A 17442-nucleotide genomic window follows, 5' to 3' on the forward strand; every position below is an offset into this window, starting at 1 on the left:
TAAAAATACCTCCTTACACCCTACTGCACCGCAACTGACAAGGCAATACGCCGCACCGGGTATCCCACGACGGCAGACAAAGAAGCGGGCAAAGAACAGCGCCCCGCCCGCAGAAAAACTGCGGAACGGGGCGCCAGCCCATCAGGGCAAATATTAAATTCTCACACGATACGTGAGGGGCTTATGCGTCCTCGGGCAGGATGCGCACGCCGCCCTTATCAGCCGAAGCAGCCAGCATGCCGTACACCTTCAGGGCGTTCGACACCTGGCGCTCACGCGGCTTCGTCGGACGCCACGGTACAGCGCCCTTCGCCTCGCGGCGAGCAGCAAGCTCCTCATCCGAAACGTTCACACGCAGGATGCGGTTGTTCACGTCAATCTCAATCTCGTCACCGGTCTGCACCAGGCCGATCGCGCCGCCAGCGGCCGCCTCCGGGGAGACGTGACCGATAGAAATACCGGAGGTACCACCGGAGAAACGACCGTCAGTAATCAGTGCGCACTTCTTACCCAGGCCCAGACCCTTCAGGTAGGAGGTCGGGTACAGCATTTCCTGCATACCCGGGCCGCCCTTCGGGCCCTCGTACTGGATGACGACAACATCGCCTTCCTTCACGTTCTTCGACAGGATCTCGTACACAGCCTCGTCCTGCGACTCAACCACGAACGCGCGACCCTTGAAGTGGAACAGCTCCTCATCAATACCAGCAGACTTGATGATCGCACCGTTCTGGGCGATGTTGCCGTACAGGACCGCCAGACCGCCATCCTTGGTGTACGCGTGCTCCACGGAGCGGATGCAGCCGTTCTCAGCGTCAGTCTCGTGGGACTCGTACTTGTTCGCGGTGGAGAACGCCTGAGTGGTGCGCACGCCGCCGGGAGCCGCGAGGAACAGTTCCTTCGCCTTCTCGCTCGCCTTGCCGCTGCGGATATCCCACTCGTCCAGCCACTCGTCCAGCGAATCAGCGTGAACAGAATGAACGTTCTTGTGCAGCAGGCCGGCACGGTTCAGCTCACCCAGCAGGGCGGGGATACCGCCGGCACGGTGCACGTGCTCAATGTGGTACTTGGTGGAGTTCGGGGCGACCTTCGCCAGGCAGGGAACCTGACGGGAAATGCGGTCAATATCCTTCAGGGTGAAGTCAGCGCCCGCCTCATGGGCAATCGCCAGGGTGTGCAGCACGGTGTTGGTCGAACCGCCCATCGCAACATCCAGCGCCATAGCGTTCTCGAACGCCTCCTTGGTCGCAATGGAGCGGGGCAGAACCGACTCGTCATCCTGCTCGTAGTAGCGCTTGGACAGCTCAACGATGCGGCGGCCAGCATCCAGGAACAGCTCCTTGCGAGCAACCTGAGTAGCCAGGGTGGTGCCGTTACCGGGCAGTGCCAGACCAATCGCCTCATTCAGGCAGTTCATGGAGTTCGCGGTGAACATACCCGCGCACGAACCGCAGGTCGGGCACGCGTTCTTCTCAACCTGAGCAAGCTCAGCGTCGCTGACGTTATCATCAACAGCCATCACCATGGCGTCAATCAGGTCGAGGCGGTGCTCAACAATGCCCTCAATGCCCTCGCCGGACTCCATGGGGCCACCGGACACAAAGATAGTGGGGATGTTCAGGCGCATAGCCGCCAGAAGCATACCGGGGGTGATTTTGTCACAGTTAGAGATGCAGACCAGCGCGTCAGCACGGTGCGCGTTGACCATGTACTCCACCGAGTCAGCAATCAAATCGCGGGAAGGCAGTGAGTAGAGCATACCGTCGTGGCCCATCGCGATACCGTCATCAACGGCGATGGTGTTAAATTCCTTGGCAACGCCGCCAGCCTCTCGAATCGCGCCGGCGACCAGTTCACCCATGTTCTTCAGGTGCACGTGGCCGGGCACGAACTGGGTGAAAGAGTTCGCGATAGCAATAATGGGCTTGCCGAAATCATCATCGCCCATGCCGGTGGCACGCCACAGGGCGCGGGCACCAGCCATGTTACGGCCGTGAGTTGAAGTACGTGAACGCAGTTCTGGCATTGTTTTACCTTCCGTAGTGATGCAAGTACTGATTTTACGCGCGGCGTCCAACGCTTCTCAGCTCAGGGTCACTTTGGTTTCATGCATCGAAACGCGCACGAGCCTGCAACCGCCTATCGGTGGGAGGGTTGAGGCCACGGGGATTGTGCCGGATCTGCGGCAGAATTGCCCCCTTTGGGGTAGATGGGGGACACCACCCCATTATGCCCCCTAATCTGGAATGAGCCCAGGCTGCGGGCGGCGATATTCAGTCGGCGAACGCCCCGGGAGGCGGCGGGCTGCTGTGTCTGCCGCGTACGGGCCTCGCTGTGCACACATAACAGCACACGTAGCAGCATACGTAGCACCGGCGCGGTTCGTTTCCAACACACTGATTTATACGCAGATTTATACGCACTGAACCCTGCATACGATTCAGAAGGTTTCCATGACACAGGCACCCACCGCATCGCTCGCCCTCACACCGGCAACCACCCTGGCAGGCGGCAAGGATTTCGCGTCCTCCGTCATCTACCAGGTGTACCCCAAGTCCTTCTACTCCTCGGCCGGTGGTGCCTACGGCGACCTGCGCGGCATCATCGAGAAGGTGCCCTACATTGCCTCCCTGGGCGTGGACATGGTGTGGTTCAACCCGTTCTTCGCCTCCCCGCAGAACGACAACGGCTACGACATCTCCGACTACTACGCCATCAACCCCGACCTGGGCACCATGGAGGACGTCGAAGAGATGATTGCCGCCCTCGCCGAGCACGGTGTGGGCGTCATGTTCGACATGGTCCTCAACCATGTTTCGACCGAGCACGAGTGGTTCCAGCGTGCGCTCGCCGGTGAGCGCGAGTACTGGGATTACTTCTATATTCGCCCCGGTAGGTACACCGAGGCCGGTCAGCTGCGCGAGCCGACCAACTGGGAGTCGAAGTTCGGCGGCTCCTGCTGGTCCCGCTTTGGCGAGTACACGGATGAGCACGGCACTCCCCTGTTCTATATGCACCTGTACGACCGCACCCAGGCGGACGTGAACTGGTACAACCCGACTGTGCGCGATGAACTGTTTAAGGTGGTGAACTTCTGGTACGAGAAGGGTGTGCGAGGCTTCCGTTTCGACGTCATTAACGTCATCGGCAAGGGTGAAGAGCTGCTCGACGCCCCCGAAGGCACCGTGGACAAGGCACAATACACCGACACCCCGATTGTGCACACCCGCATTCAGCAGCTGAACCGCGCCTCGTTCGGTCAGTATGATGACACCGTGACCGTGGGCGAAATGTCTTCGACCAGCATCGAAAACTGCGTGGGCTACTCCAACCCGGCAAACCACGAGCTGGATATGGTGTTCAGCTTCCACCACCTGAAGGTGGACTACGAGAACGGCGAGAAGTGGTCAAAGGTGCCGTTCCGTTTTGCCGAGCTGAAGCAGATTCTGAACGATTGGGCGCTGGGCATGCAGGCCGGCGGCGGCTGGAATGCGCTGTTCTGGAATAACCACGATCAGCCGCGCGCGCTGAACCGTTTTGGTGACGTTGAGCGTTACCGTGCCGAGTCGGCGACCATGCTGGCGACTGTAATTCACCTACTGCGCGGCACCCCGTACGTGTACCAGGGCGAGGAAATCGGCATGATTGACCCGGTCTACTCCTCAATCGAGCAGTACGTGGATGTGGAGGCGCACAACGCCTACGCGATGCTGCGTGAGCGCGGTCTGAGCGAGCAGCAGGCTCTGGAGATTGTGGCGTCGAAGGCTCGCGATAATTCGCGTGTGCCGATGCAGTGGACCGCAGATCCGGCGACCGCCGGGTTCGGTTCCACGTCGCCGTGGCTGGCTCCCGCCCCAGTACGTGATGCGGCGACCGGTGCCGGTATTTCGGTTGAGGATGAGGAACGCAACGGCGTGATTCTGCCCTACTACCGCAACCTGATTGCCCTGCGTAAGCAGTACCCGGTCATCTCTGCCGGTTCGTACGCGCCCTACGCGTTGGATCACGAGCGGGTTTTTGCGTACCTGCGTGAGCTGCCCGCTGAGGCTGGCTCCGAGGACGGTAGCCCGGCACAGCGTCTGCTGGTGCTGACGAACTTCTACGGTGAGCCGACCGAGGTTGAGGTTCCGGCTGAGTTCGTTCGTTCCGGTCGCGTGCTGGTGTGTAATTACAAGAATTCCGCAGTGGATTCCATTGCGGTCGATTCCACCGTGGCGGACTCTGCCGAAACGGTGACGCTGAGCCTGCGCCCCTACGAGGCTTTGGCGCTGCTGATTGAGGGCTAAAAGCTACTGTATGCCTCTCCCCTAGCCTGTGGGGCGGGATGATATAAACTGACCTGGCAATATTCTACTTCTAGAATATTCCCAGGTCGGTTTTGTTTATATCCATTCCTACAGAGGAATTTATAGGGATTGTTAGGCGGACTCTTAGAAGCCGTGCTCGTTCAGCCAGGTAGCAGCCGCCTGCGCGGGCTCCTGCTTGGATGTACCCGAAACGCGGTCATTGAGAGCGCGCAAATCGGCGGTGGTGAGCTTCGCCGAGACACGGTTCAGAACCTCCGCCGCGGAGTCGGGAACGCGCGACGTATTGATAATGGGTAACACCTGCTGAGCCAAAATCATATTCTTCGGATCCTCCAGCACCACCAGCTTGTTCTGCTCAATCGCGGGGGTGGTCGAGTAGAGGTCAACCACCTGCACGGTGTCATCCAACAGTGCTTTGACGGTCAGCGCACCACCTCCATCCGAGAGGGGCACGAACTCGGCGGGGACGCATCCGTACTTCTCTTTCAGGCCCGGGATGCCGTAGGCGCGCTCGGCAAACTCCGGGGCCGCGCCGAGCTTCAGATTCGTACAGCGGGAGGCGAGGTCTTCAAGGCTTCGCAGACCGTATTTCTGAGCGGTCTGCGCGGTAACGACCAGGGAGTCCTTATCCTCCGCCTCGGAGGCGTTGAGGGCACGAATTTCAGCCCCGGAGGTGCCGGCTGTGAGGGTGCCGAGGGCGGCGGGTAGCGCCTGCAGAATCTGCTCGGCGGTTGAGGCGGTTGCCTTCGGGTCCAGGTAGAGCAGCAGGTTTCCGGAGTAGTCCGGGATAACGTCCACCGCGCCGGAGGCGAGTGCCCCCAGGTACGCCTCGCGGGCGCCGATGCTCAGCTGGGTGCGGGCGTTGAATCCCGCCCGGGCGAGGGCTCCGGCGTAGATTTCGGCGAGGATTTGGGATTCTGCGAAGGCCGCTGAGCCGACGATGATTCCTTCGTGTTCGCCGCTGAAGACTTTGTCGCCGCTGAGCCCGCAGGCGCTGAGAATACCCGCCATGCCGAGCGCTCCGGCGGCGGTGAGTGCGGCGCGACGAGATACGGTACGGCGCGTGAAGGTTTTAGGCGTCTGATTCATCGGGTTCATGCCTTCTTCCGGTTGATGGTGAGCCCTGCGGGAGTGAGCGCGCGCTGCACAAGACCCATGAGCGCGTCCACGGCGAAGGCGAGAAGCGCCACGAGCAGGGTTGCGACGAGCATGCGCGGGTAGTCGCGCACGGCGAGCCCGTCGAAGAGGTACCTGCCGAGGGTTCCGCCGCTCAGGTAGGCGACGATGGTCGCGGTCGCAATGACCTGCACGAGTGCGGAGCGGAGCCCACCGAGCATCATGTTGGCGGCGAGCGGGATTTCGAGGCGGGTCAGGATCTGCCATTCGGTCAGGCCTTGGGCGCGGGCTGCGTCCACAAGGTCTTCGGGCACGGCGGCGAGGCCTTCAAGAACTCCGGCGAGCAGGGGTGCCGCCGCAATAATAATGAGCACGATGAGCGCGGGCAGGGTTGAGACGCCCAGCCAGAGCGCCAGGATGGTCAGCAGACCGAGCACGGGCAGCGCGCGGGTAGCGGCAACGGCGCTCATGAGCAGGTTGCTGCGGCGGCGGTTAGTGCCGCCAGAGGGCCGGTGGTGTCCAGCCCAGAGGCCGAAGGGCACGACGATGAGTGCCGCGCAGGCGGTGGCAAGGGCGGTGACACTCAGGTGTTCAAGCAGGCGCACGAGGATTCCGCCGCTTCCCTGCCAGTTGGCGCCATCCATGAGGTAGGCGAAGGTTCGTTCTATGACGTTCACGGGTTACGCCCTCCTTTCAGGGGTGCGGCGGTTCGCAGCCGTGGCTGCCTGCCAGGGCGTCAGCACCCTCGTCAGAAGGATAAGGAGCAGGTCGAGAAGCAGCGCCAGTAGCAGGCTAAGAATTACGCCAGCCAGGATCTCCGAAGGGATATTGCGCGCAAGACCGTCGGTAAAGAGCGTGCCGAGCGAGGGCACACCGATGAGGGCACCCACGGACACCATCGCAATATTTGCCACGGTTGCCACACGGATTCCCGCCATAATGACGGGCACGGCGAGAGGCAGGTAGAGCTCCATCAGCGCCTGTCGGGGCGTGTATCCGAGAGCGCGGGCGGATTCGTGCACGCTATCGGGTACGGAGTCGAAGGCGTCCACACCGGAGCGCACCATGAGCGAGAAGGAGTAGATGCTCAGGGCGACGAGCACGTTCAGCGGGGAAATAATGGAGGTTCCCAGAATGAGCGGCATCAGCACGAACAGTGCAATCGAGGGGATGGTGTACAGCAGTGAGGAGAGGTGCATGAGGGCTCGCGCACCGATGCGGCGTTCGGAACCGCGGTCGCGGCGACGACTCGCGTAGTAGGCGACCGGCAGCGCGACGAGAGTGCCAATCGCGACGGGCACGACACCCTGGTAGAGGTGGCTGAGGGTCAGTTCGAGGATGCGCTGGCTATTGGTTGCGACCCATTCCCAGTGCATATCGCTTGCGGCGAGGGGCTGCACGGTGAGAGGTTGCGCAGCGTGCGGTGGTGCCGCGAGCACAATATTTTCCGGAAGGCTCATTCGCTTTTCTCGCCTTCTACCTTGCTTCTCTGTGCTTCTTGGGAGGCGGCAAGTCGGCGTGTGCGCGCCTGGCGCACCGTCTGCTCATCCAGCAGACCGGCAACGGAGCGGCTGACGAAGGAGCGTACAAAATCATCGGCGGGGCTGTAGAGAATCTCTTCGGGAGTGCCAAACTGCGCGAGGCGGCCGCCCTCCGCGAAGACGGCGATTGTATCGCCGAGCAGGAGCGCCTCATCAATGTCGTGGGTAACGAACACAATCGTCTTGGCGAGTCGACCCTGCAGGCGCAGCAGCTCTTTCTGCAGGTCGGTACGCACCACCGGGTCCACCGCGGAGAACGGCTCGTCCATCAGCAGGACGGGCGCATCGGCGGCGAGAGCACGCGCCACACCAACGCGCTGCACCTGACCGCCCGAAAGCTGGGAGGGGTAGCGCTTCGCATACGAAGAATCCAGACCGACCACTTCGAGCAGTTCGAGGGCGCGCGCCTGCGCCTGCCTGCGGGAGGCACCGAGCAGGCGCGGCACGGTGGCAATATTCTGCGCGACGGTGCGGTGCGGCATGAGACCGCCCTGCTGCATCACGTAGCCAATACCACGGCGCAGCTCGTAGGGGTTCTTCTCGTGCACGTTCACGCCGTCAATGGTGATGGTGCCGCTATTGGGCTCCACCATGCGGTTAATCATGCGTAGACTAGTGGTTTTACCGCATCCGGAGGGTCCGACAAACACGGTAATCTGCCCGGCGGGGATGTGCAGGTTCAGGTTCTGCAACACCGTGGTGGGTTCACCGGTTCGGCTCGGGTAGCTCTTGGTGATGCTATCGAAGCGGATTCCGTCTGCCTGAGCGCTGACAGCAGCATTTTTTGCCCAGGGAATTTGGGGTGAGCTCGGAATCTGAGGTGAGCTCTGTGGAGGCTGTGTACTGGAATTCTGAGCGGTCATGGGTGCGGGATGCTTTCTAGAGTGAGCGGGCGTTGTTTCCGTATACAAAAAGGCGGCACCTCGGGGTTTTATTCCCAAGATGCCGCCTTTTCGACGGGTTGCAGTATCTGCAGCCCTCAAGTTTTTTAAAAACAAAACCCGCCCCACTGTAGAAGCCTGGAGGCGGATTTCGTGGCTCCGACCGGCGTCGATCCGGTGACCTTACGATTTTCAGTCGTACGCTCTACCAACTGAGCTACAGAGCCTTGCGTATTTACTTTTAGATACGCAATGACCGCGTCTTCGGATGAATAATCATCTGAACTTACGCGGCCAGAGCGACCCCGACGGGACTTGAACCCGCGACCTCCGCCGTGACAGGGCGGCGCGCTAACCAACTGCGCTACGGGGCCTTGTTGGAATCAACAGAAATAAATTCTATATCATCAAACTTGGCTTTGCAAATCGTGAAATTTGCAAGTACCCCCAACGGGATTTGAACCCGTGCTACCGCCGTGAAAGGGCGGCGTCCTAGGCCGCTAGACGATGGGGGCCTAGTCGATCGAACAGGTTCAGTTTTCTTCATCCCGTCGTTCGAACCTCCACTAGTCTATGACAGGTTTGCGGAGGCGTGCAAACCGTTTTGTTCGATTTTGCCCGATTTTGACCCCCATTTTCGACCATTTATTGCCTGGCACATATGCGTTTAAGCTTGTCAATGATGATTCAGAAAAACTTCAAAAAATTTTAAAATTTCTTCACAACACCCCACATCAGGGGCTTTTGGAGGGGTTTTAGCGGCTTTTGGGCACCCGTAGAAGCTTCGAGGAAGCCCTATTTTCTCCTCTGACTTCTACAGATTTTCTTCAAAATCTTCCAAAATTTTGCTTCGAAGAGAGCCCAGAGGTAGCCCGAAGGTCCTTGAACAGCCCTTCGCAAGAGTTCCAAAAATCCGCCACCCCCTCTCACTCACCTCACGGCAGCCTAAACGCGCGCAAAATATCTCCAAAAATTTTCAGTAATTTCTACAGCGCCTATATAAGGTGCACAAGCAAGCACCATCCAGCAAGCACTGCCCCGCCCATCTAGCACCACCCAGCAGGCACAGCCCAGCTTCACCCCCCCGGGGGGAGCCCAAAAAAACGTGCCATGCAAAGCAACTACCCGTCAAGATGCACCAAAATGAAAATATTCACTCCGGGGAATACAATAAAACGGCTTGTCAGACGCGTATTTTTCACTTTGTGCAAGTAAATACAGAATTATGACAACACAGAAATATAAAGATTTGATAAACCTCTAGCGATTGACAAGGAGAGATGAAAGCCAGCTGAAAATACCCCCTGAACTGGCTTGAAGCCCCCTCTTTGAGCACCGTACTATAGAGGGCGTGAGGTCACTTCCGGACCTTGCACGGGGCCACTTCCGGAGCCCCAGACGTAAAGTCACCGCACATTACAGCACCGATAAACCGAATAGAGATCCGAAGGGGGATCCAGTGTCCGCAACGATGAACCGTCGCACGGCATTCCGCGCGCTTGGCGTAGGCACCGCAACCATCGCTCTCGGCTGTGCAGCTGCACCCGCAGCGCAGGCACAGCAGATGGCGCACCCGCAGAAGGCAATGACTGCCGACCAGCAGCTCAAGCTGATTCTGCGCCGCCTCGAGCAGGTACCTGCCCGTTTGAAGTATGCGAAGCCTGGATCCTCCAACCGCGTTAATAGCGGCATTGAGAGCGCACTGGGCAACCTGACCACCGTCCAGGGCACTGACGCAGGCCGTCAGATTGCAAGCGCGAAGGCCGCTGTCCGCAAGTCTGATGGACGCGCCCACGCAGCGCTCTCCCCCGTTGGTGTTATTGCCTGCGTTGTCAGTATTGCAAAGTTTGTCATTCAGCTGGGCATCGCCATTTACAAGCTTATTAAGGCACTCGTTAACGCCTTCAAGCAGTGGAAGACCTTCAAGAACATCGTGAAGGCCGTCATTTCTGGTGAAGTCCGCAAGAAGCTGGGTACTGAAACTGAAACCGTACTCAAGGCCATTTTGGGCATTGAAGACGTCCTCAAAAAATGTGCATAGCCTACACACCGTACGGCTATGCGCTTGTTTAGAGAGCTAATCTTGGTGTTTCTTTAGCTTTCTAGACCCCGTTAAGGGATGCGCCGCACGTGAAGCCACTGCATGGGCTCGCTGCGCGTCCGGGTAGCCGGAGGGTATGTCCTCGAGTGTCTTCGGCACCTACCCAGCCCACCCCGCATGACCTCATGGTGCGGGGTGGGTTTCTTTAACCGCTCTTTCGGGCGAGCGCTTCTCGAGCTTCCTTCCTTCCGCCCCCCGCCTCCTTATGTTCCTTATATATAGACAAAAATCGACCCCGCACCGGCTCACGGTACGGGGTCGATTTCTATGCTCTACGTACTACACGTAAGGATTACTCGCCACGGGAGATGTTGATCATCTCATCACGATCCACAACCTTCACGCGGGCGCGAGGCTCACCGGCTGCATCCTTGGATGCTGCGCCCAGTGCCTTCTCGTGATCGTCCAGGCGGTGCCAGCCTTCCCAGGTGGTGTACTTGATGCCCTTGGAGTCCAGGTATGCGCTGAATGCCTCTGCCTCCGGCTCGGGTGCGGTGTAGAGGTTCTCGCGGTCCTCGAGCAGGTGGGTGATGGTCTCGAGTGCGTCAGACTTGGTGGAGCCGATCAGACCGACGGGGCCGCGCTTGATCCAACCGGATGCGTACAGGCCGGGAACGACCTCGCCGTTCTCGTCCACGACGCGACCCTCAACGTTGGTGATGACGCCGCGCTTGTCGTCGTAACCGATTTCGGGCAGTTCGGAACCGAAGTAACCGATTGCGCGGTAGACAGCCTGTACGGGGTAGTCTACGTACTCACCGGTGCCGATGATGCCGCCCTTGCCGTCGAGCTTGTTGCGCTCCATGCGCAGGCCCACGACCTTGCCGTCTTCGCCGAGAATTTCGTGCGGGGACTGCAGGAAGTGCAGGTGCAGGCGGCGGGATGCGGTCTGTTCGTTGGTCTTCTGGTCTTCCAGCCAGCCGCGCAGGGTCTTCATCATGACCTTGGTCTGTGCGTTCTTCTCCATTGCTTCTTCGGAAGCCTCGTCGAACTGGAAGTCCTCTTCGTACAGGACGATGTCCACGTCGCGGGAGTGTGCGAGTTCGCGCAGCTCAAGCGGGGTGAACTTCATCTGTGCGGGGCCGCGGCGACCGAAGACGTGCACGTCGGTCACGGGGGAAGCCTTCAGGCCCTGGTAGACGTTGTCGGGGATTTCGGTGACGAGCAGGTCGTCAGCGTGCTTGGAGAGGATGCGAGAGACGTCCAGGGCGACGTTGCCGTTACCGAGCACTGCAACCTGCTCAGCTTCGAGCGGCCAGGTGCGGGGGTAGTCGGGGTGGCCGTCGTACCAGGAGACGAAGTCTGCTGCGCCGTAGGAGCCGTCCAGGTCGATGCCCTTAATGTTCAGGGGTGCATCAAAAATCGCGCCGGTTGCGAAGATGATGGCGTCGTAGTGTTCGCGCAGGTCGGCGAGGGTCAGGTCCTTGCCGTATTCGACGTTGCCGAAGAAACGGATGTCGCCGCGGTCCAGGACCTTGTGCAGTGCGGTAATAATGCCCTTGATGCGGGGGTGATCCGGTGCCACACCGTAGCGGATCAGGCCGAAGGGGGCAGGGTAGCGGTCGAAGATGTCGATGGCGACCTCGACGGCGCCGGTGCGGACCTCTTCAGACTTGGTGAGGATGTCGGCGGTGTAAATACCGGCGGGACCTGCACCAATAACGGCGACGCGCAGGGGGCGTGCTGCTTCAGACACGAAAATCTTCCTTTCGAAGTTCACCGGCCGGCGCCCGGTGCGGCGCGAACAGGCGGTGAGCTTAGTGTTCACTTCCTGCCTATTTTACCGGGGATTGACGGGTGTTCGGGGGCTTATATGTCTTCGCCCACTAAATAGGACAATTTTCTGTCACCTAATCCGGGCGGGGTGGTACATCCAGCCCCGGGGGCTATGTATATAGGGCCTGAACGTACAACCCGCACAGGGCTACCCGGGTTAGGAGGCGGGGGCTAGGAGGCGGGTACCGCCTCAAAGGTTACAACCAGTTCGTCGCGCTCACCGAAGCGGACCAGGTGGCGGTCCAGCACATCCGCCAGGCGGGCTGCCTGCTCGTCGCTTTCAGCGCGCACCTCCATAATGAGGGCGCCCTCGGTTTCGCGCAGGTCGCCGTAGCCGCGGAAGATGCCGTCGCGGTTGAAGATGAGGCGGATGCCGTCGGGCAGTTCTGCGGTGCCGAGCTTGCGGCCCATGTGGGAGCCGAGCTGCTTGATGTAGCGGGCGGGTCGGTCGGTTGCTACGATAGCCCGCTGGCGTACCGGCAGGGATTCAGCGGCGGGGTAGTTTTCGGCGGGAACGGCGGTGTTTTCCTGCGGGGTTTCAGTCACGGTGGACTCCTTACTTATAGGTGCCGAGAAAGGCTCACCACACGGAACCCTGCATTCGGCGACACATTATTTCACCTCGAATATAGCAGGAACTTAGGGTTCACTAACCTGATATGTCATCGTTGTTCGCGCAGGGGCGATAAACAACCACCGTTCTTTACACGCCTACCTCTTGAGCTTAATCTCAGCAGCAGCACCCAACTGTGCCGAAGTCACCGCATCGTCCAACCGTTTAAAATCCGACCGGTCAGTATACGTAATCGTCAAAACAGCCTTCTGCCCATCGCACAGAAGCGTCTGGGAGAATTCAACATTCTTCGCAGCCGAACGAATAGCATTAAGCTCTTCGGTCCGCGCAAGAGCTTGCTGCACATCCTCCGGTGAAGAAGCTGTTGCACAAGCTGGTGTAGTGGTCGAATACTCATTCAGCCATGGCTCAAAAGCTCCACCCCAGTACAGGCCCAGAAGAGCACCAACGAACACCACGCAAGATACTAGAACGCCCACCACTTTTCGCGGCAGATGCCGCAATCCGTTTTTTCGAGGGGTGTCACCTCCTGAATTTTCCGGTACACGATCATACTCATCACGAGCTAGAGGACTCCTGGTCGTCATGATTCATTCTCCTTCCGAAGAGAATTTACGTTTACATCCGCCAATCCCGAATCGGGAATTCTGGTAGGGCTTTCAAGACGGCATAGCCTATCGCAGGCGGCCATCATATCCGCGTCATGAGTCGCCACGATAACTGTGGCTCCACGACGAGCAGCAGAGCTCAAAAGCTCAATAACCAATGCCCGGTTCTCAGCATCGAGACTTGCCGTCGGCTCATCCGCAAAAATGTAGCGCACACCCTTGTGGATTGCCCGAGCAATGCCCACTCTCTGCTTCTCACCACCACTCAGCAGGGCAGCCGAAGTACGCTCCTTCCCTTCAAGACCAATAATGCTCAGAAGCTCGCGGCTCTCATCCGTAATTCGGGCACGGCCAAAGGTCTTACGGTCAAGCAGAATATTCTCGATAACGCTCCATTCCTCAATAATTCCGTAATCCTGAAAAACGAAGGAAGCTTCATCAGCCCAGAACGCAAGACGCTCCTTTTCACGAGCGCGCTCCATATGGCGACCCCCGATAACCACCTCACCCTCATGAGGCGGTATCAGCAGACCCAACACATTCAGAAGCGTCGTTTTACCACATCCGCTCGGACCCACAATTCCAGTTACTTCCCCCGCATATGCCTCAAAGTGGGGACTCTGGAGAATGGGCTGCCCTTGCGCATACACCACAATATTGCGGGAGGCGATAGTTACCTCAGGGTTTTCCGCATTACTAGAGGGATAAACAGTATTCCTCATCATTCACTCCTATACGTGACGACGGTGAACCGTCGCGGTGAAGATACGGTTAAAACTCAGTCTCAGCACCAGTGCAAGAATAGTGCCGTACAACAGTGGTGCCGCCAACGCTGAAAAAGCGTACTCTGCTCCCTGCACCAGAAGAAGTACCAACGCCGCAGCAGAGCAAAGGCACACAATGCAGGTTTCTTTCAGAAGGTAGCCGCTAAAAATTGTTCTGAGAGGCAGACCAGCAGTGCGCAAAACAAAATCATTACGGGCACGAGCCGCAAGGGTAATGTACGTATTAATTGCTGTACCAATAACGAGTGCCGCACAGAGAATTGCTAGGCCCACAAGATGCGCAACATACCGGTTACGTTCCAGCTGCGCGATATAGAGGTGTTCTTCTCCCGCACGGTCCACAGAAAGTAGGGTTTGCTCAATTCCCTCAGCGTTGTAGGCAGCCCGTACAGACGCAGGCTGAGAAACCATGACGTTACCGGTAGTCAAGGCCGCAGAAATAAAGGCAGGTTGTAGATTCTGAGTCGCCGATTCGGTCACCACAAGAACAGGCTTTTTATAGTTCAGAAGCCGTGAATCCTGAGAGCTCAAAGCAGGCACCGTTACCCCCGACGAGTTGGTTTTGTCCTCCACAGTGAGCAGAGTAAATCCGCGATCCTCCCGGTCCTTCTGATGGAAAGAATACTCTGCACGCAAAGACTGAGATCCAGGGAAGCTGCTATCCTCAACCTTCTTGAACGACAAGCCAAGACGCTGCTGAAGAAGGTCCACATAGGCGCGGTTCACCATAAGAGCGCCATCGTATCCGCTGCCCTCCAAACCCTTAACGTTTTCCAACGCATAGGACAGGAGGACGCCGTTCCGTGATTCAAGAGAACCTAAAGCACGCACTGTGGCCTGGTCGTAGGAGGCGAGCGCCTGTTCATCCCGTATCGTCGCTTCAGGCACGTTCACCCGTAAGGTGTACTGGTCAGAAAGAAGAGACCAGCCAGCCGCCGAATCACTCCTACCCAAACTCACTTGAGCGCTTGAGACCAGACCCGGAATAGTGCACGCCACTAAAACCACCACAGCATACTTAGCGATTGCACTCGGAACTGTAAAACGTCGATACGCCGGTTCCCTGCGTCCCACAGCATTGATGCTCGGCCAAGTCATGAGGTTGATAAGCAGGAGAGCAACCAGCATGAGAACGGTAAACACGGCAAAAATCAGCGCTGTAACCCCCATCAGTTGAGGAAGATGCGCCACGCCGTACACGAACCCCTCTACGCATCCCATGCACAATGCTGTTACCGCTGCAGGAGGTAGCGCCAGGAGCAGGAGGTCTTGTGCATCCCTTCGCTGCAGACGATGCGGGGAGTATCCGTTCAGAAGCAGAATATTCTGAGTTCGCGAACGGACCGACAACCACCCCATGATTGCGGTACAGAAGAGCACAGCCAGGCAGATAAGGCTCGTCAGAGAGCCCGAAGAAGTAACCGCCCCGTAGACAACACGCACCGGGTTAACGGAGGTAACTTTAACATCCATGCCTTGTTCACGGGCAAGGTTTTCAAAAGCACGCACAAATTCTTGGCTACCCGCTAACGCATATTGGCCGTCAAGCGAGGAATCCCCCAGTGCTCGTGCCGGATATTTTTTCCCGTGCTTATCCGGGTCGAACCAATCGATAGTTTCACCGTCAGAGCTCAGTGAATTCGTCCCAAACACGTAGACGGATTTTCCGTGCCAGAAATCTTCGGGGTCGGCGACCACCTTGAGTAGCTGGGCACCATCGGCAGCGTAGCGATCCACCAGAGCATCAAAGTTCTGAATCAGCTCAGACTTAGACTGTTGCGAAGCACGCAGAGAAAGCTGTACCTGCACATTGGTACCCAGAGGGGTCTGCGTCTCCAGGACAGAGATGAGGGCGCTACCCAGCAGAAAGGTCAGAACCGTACACAATACTGCGCACACTCTCAGAGCATTTTTCATCGTTGAATCCCCGTCTGTAGCGGGTGGGTCTAAACTTCACCACCGCAGGCCTGGTGCTAGAAGACTACCACCTTCACAACCTAAATGGTATAGATTTTCGAATTATTTAGATTCAAAACATATATTTTTTTGCTAGTCAGCGGATTTTATAGTTTCTACAGTGCCTTTTCAGGCTTTCTGAACGAAAGCTGGGAGTTTCCTGGATTAACGCTTAGAGAAACTTTAACCGTAGAATATTTCGGTACAACAGTGTCACCTCCCCAACACACCGGGAAGTGGCACTTTTTTATGCGGGCTCGGAACCCCGGTGCCCGCCCCGACTATGAGTATCTACGGATTTTCACGAATGTCTTCTGAGAACACCGCGGCTCCCCAGACCCCCAAGGCAGAAGCCAAGGGCGCACTGGACCGTTACTTCAAAATCACTGAGCGAGGCTCCACCATCGCCGCCGAATTCCGCGGCGGTCTCGCCACCTTCTTCGCGATGAGCTACATCGTCGTGCTGAACCCCCTCATCATCGGCCTCGGCAAGGACGCATCCGGCAACGCCCTCGGTGTACCGCAGGTCGCAGCAATGACCGCACTGGTCGCAGGCGTCATGACCATCCTCATGGGTGTTATCGCCAAGCAGCCCTTCGCCATGGCGGCAGGCCTCGGCGTGAACGCACTGCTGGCAACCACCATCGCCTCCACCCCCGGCCTGACCTGGCCCGCCATCATGGGTCTGGTCGTATGGGCTGGTGTGCTGATGACCATCCTCGTGCTGACCGGCTTCCGCACCGCAGTGTTCAACGCGGTCCCCGAGTCGCTCAAGGTCGCAATCGTCGTCGGTATCGGCTTCTTCATTGCGTTCATCGGTCTCGTCAACGCAGGTATCATCCGCCGTATGCCCGACGCAGCAGGCACCACCGTGCCCGTCTCCTTCGGCGTGAGCGGCCACCTGCTCGGCTGGCCCACCCTCGTCTTCCTCTTCGGCCTGTTCCTCACCATTGCGCTGTTCATCCGCAACGTGAAGGGCGCCATCCTCTACGGCGTGCTCGCCTCCACCGCCCTCTCCATCATCCTGGAGAAGGTCGTGCCCTCCGGCAGCTCGCTTCAGTCCCCGACCGGCTGGTCCCTGAACGTCCCCGTCTGGGACTCCAACACCAGCAAGCTGCCCAACTTCTCCCTGTTCGGCTCCGCTGACCTGTTCGGTGCCTTCGGCACCCTCGGCGGCATGGCTGCAGTTCTGCTGATCTTCACCATCCTCATCTCCGCGTTCTTCGACGCAATGGGCACCTCCGTCGGTCTCGCAACCGAAGCAGGCACCATCAAGGACGGCCAGATTGAGAACGTCGACAAGGTCCTGCTCGTGGACGCCCTCGGCTCCGTAGTCGGCGGTGGCACTTCCTCCTCCTCCAGCCAGATTTTCGTGGAGTCCGCAACCGGTATCGGCGCGGGTGCACGCACCGGCTTCGCGAACGTCGTCACCGGCGCACTGTTCCTCGTCGCAATCTTCCTGTCCCCGCTGGTCACCATCGTGCCCTTCGAAGCTGTTGCACCCGCAATGGTGTTCGTTGGCTTCCTGATGATCCGCCAGGCAGTGAACATCGACTGGAACGACTGGGGCCTGGGTATCCCCGCGTTCATGACCATCATCTTCATGCCCCTGTCCTACTCCATCGCGGACGGTATCGGCGCAGGCTTCCTGTCCTACGTCTTCATCCGCCTGGTGCAGGGCCGCGGCAAGGACGTGCACTGGCTCATGTACGTGGTTTCCGCAGTGTTCCTCATCTTCTTCGCTAACGGCCTGATTACCGGCTGGATGCACTAAATACATCGGGTGCCGAACCCTCC

Annotated in this window: 13 protein-coding genes and 3 tRNA genes; 3 read left to right on the forward strand and 13 right to left on the reverse strand. The window is 58.6% G+C overall.

Features of this window, described 5'->3' with window-relative positions:
• Window positions 1-181 precede the first annotated feature (181 nt).
• The gene (gene ilvD / locus RM6536_RS02985; RefSeq protein ID WP_060823981.1) at window positions 182-2026 is read right to left on the reverse strand and encodes a dihydroxy-acid dehydratase; all 1845 of its coding nucleotides are present in this window, start codon (window positions 2024-2026) and stop codon (window positions 182-184) included.
• 427 nt (window positions 2027-2453) lie between these two features.
• On the opposite strand from ilvD, the gene RM6536_RS02990 reads away from it, so the two are divergent.
• On the forward strand, window positions 2454-4286 hold the full coding sequence (locus RM6536_RS02990; protein WP_060823982.1) for an alpha,alpha-phosphotrehalase: 1833 nt from the start codon (window positions 2454-2456) through the stop codon (window positions 4284-4286).
• A 144-nt stretch (window positions 4287-4430) separates the two neighbouring features.
• On the opposite strand, the gene RM6536_RS02995 is transcribed toward RM6536_RS02990, so the two are convergent.
• From RM6536_RS02995 to RM6536_RS03025, 7 genes are all read right to left on the reverse strand, one after another.
• Complete coding sequence (locus tag RM6536_RS02995) at window positions 4431-5396, reverse strand: ABC transporter substrate-binding protein (RefSeq protein WP_060824879.1); 966 nt, start codon at window positions 5394-5396, stop codon at window positions 4431-4433.
• Window positions 5397-5401: 5 nt separating this feature from the next.
• The gene (locus RM6536_RS03000; protein WP_060823983.1) at window positions 5402-6100 is read right to left on the reverse strand and encodes an ABC transporter permease; all 699 of its coding nucleotides are present in this window, start codon (window positions 6098-6100) and stop codon (window positions 5402-5404) included.
• A gap of 3 nt (window positions 6101-6103) precedes the next feature.
• Window positions 6104-6883, reverse strand: coding sequence for an ABC transporter permease (locus RM6536_RS03005; RefSeq protein ID WP_060823984.1), 780 nt, complete (start codon window positions 6881-6883; stop codon window positions 6104-6106).
• Entirely contained in the window at window positions 6880-7827 is a 948-nt protein-coding gene (locus RM6536_RS03010; protein ID WP_060823985.1) for an ABC transporter ATP-binding protein, read from the reverse strand. Before RM6536_RS03010 ends, RM6536_RS03005 begins: the two co-directional genes overlap by 4 nt.
• 172 nt (window positions 7828-7999) lie before the next feature.
• Window positions 8000-8072: transfer RNA gene (locus RM6536_RS03015), tRNA-Phe, on the reverse strand.
• Between the two features lie 73 nt (window positions 8073-8145).
• Window positions 8146-8219 (reverse strand) — tRNA-Asp (locus RM6536_RS03020).
• Window positions 8220-8287: 68 nt separating this feature from the next.
• Window positions 8288-8360, reverse strand: a tRNA-Glu gene (locus RM6536_RS03025).
• A 944-nt stretch (window positions 8361-9304) separates the two neighbouring features.
• On the opposite strand from RM6536_RS03025, the gene RM6536_RS03030 reads away from it, so the two are divergent.
• Window positions 9305-9886, forward strand: coding sequence for a hypothetical protein (locus RM6536_RS03030; RefSeq protein WP_060823986.1), 582 nt, complete (start codon window positions 9305-9307; stop codon window positions 9884-9886).
• A gap of 352 nt (window positions 9887-10238) precedes the next feature.
• Here the strand turns inward: RM6536_RS03030 and RM6536_RS03035 are convergent, their stop codons facing one another.
• From RM6536_RS03035 to RM6536_RS03055, 5 genes are all read right to left on the reverse strand, one after another.
• Window positions 10239-11642 carry an FAD-dependent oxidoreductase gene (locus RM6536_RS03035; RefSeq protein ID WP_060823987.1) on the reverse strand — a complete coding sequence of 468 codons (1404 nt, stop codon included), beginning with the start codon at window positions 11640-11642 and terminating at the stop codon, window positions 10239-10241.
• Window positions 11643-11893: 251 nt separating this feature from the next.
• A complete protein-coding gene (locus tag RM6536_RS03040) occupies window positions 11894-12268 on the reverse strand; it encodes a DUF2218 domain-containing protein (protein ID WP_060823988.1) in 375 nt (124 codons plus the stop codon).
• Window positions 12269-12433: 165 nt separating this feature from the next.
• A complete protein-coding gene (locus RM6536_RS03045) occupies window positions 12434-12883 on the reverse strand; it encodes a hypothetical protein (RefSeq protein WP_231917988.1) in 450 nt (149 codons plus the stop codon).
• The gene (locus RM6536_RS03050) at window positions 12880-13629 is read right to left on the reverse strand and encodes an ABC transporter ATP-binding protein (protein WP_060823989.1); all 750 of its coding nucleotides are present in this window, start codon (window positions 13627-13629) and stop codon (window positions 12880-12882) included. The genes RM6536_RS03045 and RM6536_RS03050 overlap by 4 nt, the downstream gene beginning before the upstream one ends.
• Before the next feature lie 6 nt (window positions 13630-13635).
• Window positions 13636-15606 (reverse strand): hypothetical protein, encoded by a 1971-nt coding sequence (locus tag RM6536_RS03055; protein WP_060823990.1) that lies wholly within the window; start codon window positions 15604-15606, stop codon window positions 13636-13638.
• Window positions 15607-15952: 346 nt separating this feature from the next.
• Between RM6536_RS03055 and RM6536_RS03060 the strand changes: the two genes are divergently transcribed.
• Window positions 15953-17419 (forward strand): NCS2 family permease, encoded by a 1467-nt coding sequence (locus RM6536_RS03060; protein ID WP_060823991.1) that lies wholly within the window; start codon window positions 15953-15955, stop codon window positions 17417-17419.
• Window positions 17420-17442: the final 23 nt, after the last annotated feature.

It is taken from the genome of Rothia mucilaginosa (assembly GCF_001548235.1).
Lineage (GTDB): Bacteria > Actinomycetota > Actinomycetes > Actinomycetales > Micrococcaceae > Rothia > Rothia mucilaginosa_B.